Source organism: Alcanivorax sp. HI0044 (genome assembly GCF_001634945.1).
On record NZ_LWEZ01001783.1, the window covers coordinates 1 to 1,267 of the forward strand.

Annotated in this window: 2 protein-coding genes; both read right to left on the reverse strand. The window is 57.0% G+C overall.

Going from position 1 to position 1,267, the window contains the following annotated elements:
* Nucleotides 1-360, reverse strand: a 360-nt coding sequence (locus A3730_RS26690; RefSeq protein ID WP_063539318.1) for a DUF2505 domain-containing protein, incomplete at its 3' end; no start/stop codon positions are given.
* Nucleotides 357-1,267 (reverse strand): diguanylate cyclase domain-containing protein (locus tag A3730_RS26695; protein WP_063539319.1); only part of this gene is annotated, 911 nt, incomplete at its 5' end. The genes A3730_RS26695 and A3730_RS26690, both read right to left, overlap by 4 nt.

Consider the following 1,267-nt stretch of genomic DNA (forward strand, 5'->3'; position numbering starts at 1 on the left):
GTTGTCATCCCCGGTGAGGATCATTACACCACTGATTTTCATGGGCACATTACCCAATTCAAACCGGTACTCGGCCTGGTAGCGGCCAGCTTGCGTCGTCGGCGTCCAGAGAAATTCTGTCAATAAATCCGCGCTTTCCGGCAAGAAGCGGCGCGCCACAGACGGCAGCTTGTCCGTGCGTATTTCAATGGGCTGAATCAGCTGAATCAACTTTCCCCGCGGGGTATCCTCAAAGGCCCCAAAGCGGTAATTGTCCACCTTGCCCCATTCGTAACGCGTCTCATAGAACGCCTTGCTCGTCAGGATTTCGTAAAGCCGGTCCACACCGATGGGGTACTGGCGGTCAACCATCACTTTCATACTGTCTCCTGCCCTGAGGCCACCCGCTTCATCAACTGTAACAGCGGCGCCAGCTGGCGTTTCAAATCCGGTAAGGCGCTGATGACGGGACGGGATTTGCCGGCACGCAACAGCGCCAGTGCCTGTTCAATCGTTAATATGGGTGCCGCATCATCCACCGACAAGGTGGTGTCCGCATCATCACTGAGTACCGCACCCGGCCCGAGGGTACGGGCCTTTTTCAACTGTTCATCCAGGGTCAATTGCACCTGGCGCGGCGTCAATCCCACATGAGCGGCCGGGGTCTGGATAATTACGGTCAGCGGCAAACGCTGCACCTTGCCACGAAACTGGAAGGCCAGCTTTTCGCTGACTTTCAACGCCCGTTCCACGAATCGTTTGGCGCCCGCCGGGCCGGCACTGGGCAGCAGCACAGTAAATTGCGCCACGCTGCTACGCGCCAGGGAGTCCTCCTTGCGGATCACCCCACGCAGTGATTGCGCCAGCTTCAACAACACCATATCCGTTCGCTTTTTACCAAGCTGTACGAAAAGTTGATTGAATTGGTAAATCTCCAGTTGCACAACTGATAGCTTGTACTGCTGACGCGCGGCCAATGCCAGCTCCTGGCGCAGGCGGTGCTCCAGGTAACGGCGATTGCCGAGCCGGGTCAGCGGATCAATCATTGCCTGCTTGGCCAGTTCCTTACGCTCGTTCTGGTAATTGGCATGGGCCCTGGCCCGGGCCAGCAAATCCGTGGAGTTAAACGGCTTGCTGATAAAGTCCGTTCCTCCCAGGCGCAGCGCTTCAGCTCGGGCCTCTTCATCATTTTCTGCACCGGTGACGATGATGACCGGTAACCCGGCAATGCCTTCATCCTCGCTGGTGCGGATTTTTTTCAGTAACGCAAAGCCATCCATCTCCGGCA